This window comes from Ilyobacter sp., assembly GCF_041583315.1.
In the GTDB taxonomy this organism is placed as follows: domain Bacteria; phylum Fusobacteriota; class Fusobacteriia; order Fusobacteriales; family Fusobacteriaceae; genus Ilyobacter.
This window is the reverse complement of record NZ_JBFHGC010000485.1, coordinates 1-2,224: the sequence shown is the minus strand read 5'-3', so window position 1 is coordinate 2,224 and position 2,224 is coordinate 1. Positions and strand designations below refer to the sequence as shown.

Sequence of the window (2,224 nt, the reverse complement as noted above, 5' to 3'; positions counted from 1 at the left end):
CTTTGAATCTCCGAGTATATCTTTTAAATCATCAAATGTTTTTCCATTTGCACCTCTGTTGGTGCTAAATAATCTGATATTTTTATTTTTTAGATTATTGTTTTCAATGAATGAACGTATTGGCGGAGCAAATGTATACCACCAAACCGGGGTCCCAATGTAAATTTCCGAATATTTACTTAAATCTATATATAAAGGTTCTAGTTTTATAACATATTTCGTTTTTATATGAGCCAGGCCGAGAGTCACTGCTGATGTAAAATTATAATTAGCTTTAGGTTTCAGCTCTAGAATATCTGCTTTTATTTTTTCAGAAATCATCTCTGCTACACGTTTGGTATTTCCCTGTAGTGAATAATAAACAATAAGAGTCTTTGACATAACTTACCTCCAAAATTTATTTACTTTGCTGCACTTATTAATTGATCCATTACCATTTTATCATAATCTTTGTCGCTCATTGACTATCTTGCCTGAATATTTTCCTTAGCCATGTTTCCTACAGGATAACGAGTTTCAGGATTTTCTGATTCTACTGCGTCATTGATCACTTTGGCTACAACATCAGCATCACTTGCTAAACTTGGATCAAATGTATTTACAAGGCCTTTTTCTATTAAATATTTTGCTGTTGCGTATCCTATTCCGGAAGATGCCCCTGTTATCAACACTACTTTAGATTTTGACATATTTTTACCTCCCTCAGCTTTTTAGTTATACAAATATTATATGTAATTCATGAAAATATAAAAATGGATAAATCTCGGAAAATAAAGTTCTTTTTTCTGTTTTATATAAAAATTATGAATTTAAACTAACTTCTGCTAATATTATATCGAAATGAATCGGATCAGAGTATTGTAATATGAGAAAAGAACTGATTAATCTGAAATTATTCCATTTAACAATTCGGATTTTTGTAATATAATTAATGTAAAAAATTAAAGATGGTGAAAATTAATGAAGAAAAATGAAATTATTATAATAGATTCAATAGAAAAACTATATCATGTATTTGATCTTGGAGATTTTAAGCATCCTTTGATAACTGTATTGGATTTATCAAAATTTGAGTTTCCAAAAAAGTTTGAGTCTGTTAAATTTATATTTGATCTGTATGGAATGAGTTATAAAAACAGATGTGCAGGGAATTTGACATACGGTAGAACCCATTATGATTTTAATAAAGGAACTCTTAATTTTATGGGACCAAACCAAAGCTGGATAATAGAAAATGTAGTGGAGAATGAGAGTATAGAGGGGTGGGGATTATTTTTTCATCCCGACCTCATTAGGAGAAGTCACCTTGGAAAAAAAATAAAAGAATATACATTCTTTGGATACAATCTTTCAGAAGCTCTCCATTTATCTGAGGAGGAAAAATATATATTAAGCTCTCTGGTTAAAGAGATAGAAAGGGAATACAGTTCAAGAATAGACAATTACAGTCATTCAGTAATAAATGCCACTTTAGAGCTGCTCATGAACTACTGTGAACGATTCTACAGTCGGCAATTCATCACCAGAGAAAATATCAATAAGGATTTAGTTGAAAATTTTGAAAGTTTTCTCAACAAAAGAATTAATTCATCCGATTTGGAAGAAAATGGAATTCCCACTGTAAAAGAGTGTGCAAATAAAATGTGCCTTTCTCCAAATTATCTTACTGATCTTTTAAAAAAAGAAACAGGTAAAAATACGCAGGAGTACATCCACCTCTATATCATTGACAGGGCCAAAACAATGCTTTTAAATACCAATGACACCGTTGGAGAAATCGCTATAAAACTAGGATTTGAATATCCCGATTATTTCAGTAAACTATTTAAGAAAAAAGTAGGAATAAATCCTACAAAATACAGAAACGGCATAATTTAATTTTAAAAGTAGTTTAATTAATGTAAAACAAACGGCCAAAATTTTGGCCGTTTGTTTTAGTCTAAATAGGCTGTAAATATTATTTTTAAATTAATCTATTGTCTCAGTAAAAATTAAGTCTACCATTTTTAAACCGTCTACAGCTGCACTCATTATCCCTCCGGCATAGCCTGCTCCTTCCCCTACAGGATAGAGCCCTTGAGTGGTTACAGAATCCCCTGATTCTTTTCTGGTAATCCTTACTGGGGCAGATGTTCTGGTCTCTGGACCTATAAGATTTGCTCTAGGAGAAAGAAAATATCTGTTTTTACCCCAATGCTCCAGGGCCATTTTCATGTTTCTGCTT

Annotated in this window: 3 protein-coding genes and 1 pseudogene; 1 reads left to right on the top strand and 3 read right to left on the bottom strand. The window is 31.5% G+C overall.

Features of this window, described 5'->3' with window-relative positions:
• Both ABZA26_RS13250 and ABZA26_RS13245 read right to left on the bottom strand, forming a co-directional pair.
• A partial coding sequence (locus ABZA26_RS13250; RefSeq protein ID WP_372714978.1) for a flavodoxin occupies window positions 1-381 on the bottom strand: 381 nt, incomplete at its 3' end.
• A gap of 83 nt (window positions 382-464) precedes the next feature.
• Window positions 465-689, bottom strand: coding sequence for an SDR family NAD(P)-dependent oxidoreductase (locus tag ABZA26_RS13245; RefSeq protein WP_372714977.1), 225 nt, complete (start codon window positions 687-689; stop codon window positions 465-467).
• A gap of 271 nt (window positions 690-960) precedes the next feature.
• Here ABZA26_RS13245 and ABZA26_RS13240 point away from each other — a divergent pair, with 271 nt between their 5' ends.
• On the top strand, window positions 961-1,878 hold the full coding sequence (locus ABZA26_RS13240) for a helix-turn-helix domain-containing protein (protein ID WP_372714976.1): 918 nt from the start codon (window positions 961-963) through the stop codon (window positions 1,876-1,878).
• Window positions 1,879-1,968: 90 nt separating this feature from the next.
• Here ABZA26_RS13240 and ABZA26_RS13235 read toward each other — a convergent pair.
• A pseudogene (locus ABZA26_RS13235) lies at window positions 1,969-2,224 on the bottom strand (NAD(P)/FAD-dependent oxidoreductase); the annotation flags it as partial.

Bases quoted from the DNA above. Each gene is read 5' to 3' on its own strand.
- ABZA26_RS13245 (WP_372714977.1), bottom strand. From the start codon at position 689: ATGTCAAAATCTAAAGTAGTGTTGATAACAGGGGCATCTTCCGGAATA.
- ABZA26_RS13240 (WP_372714976.1), top strand. From the start codon at position 961: ATGAAGAAAAATGAAATTATTATAATAGATTCAATAGAAAAACTATAT.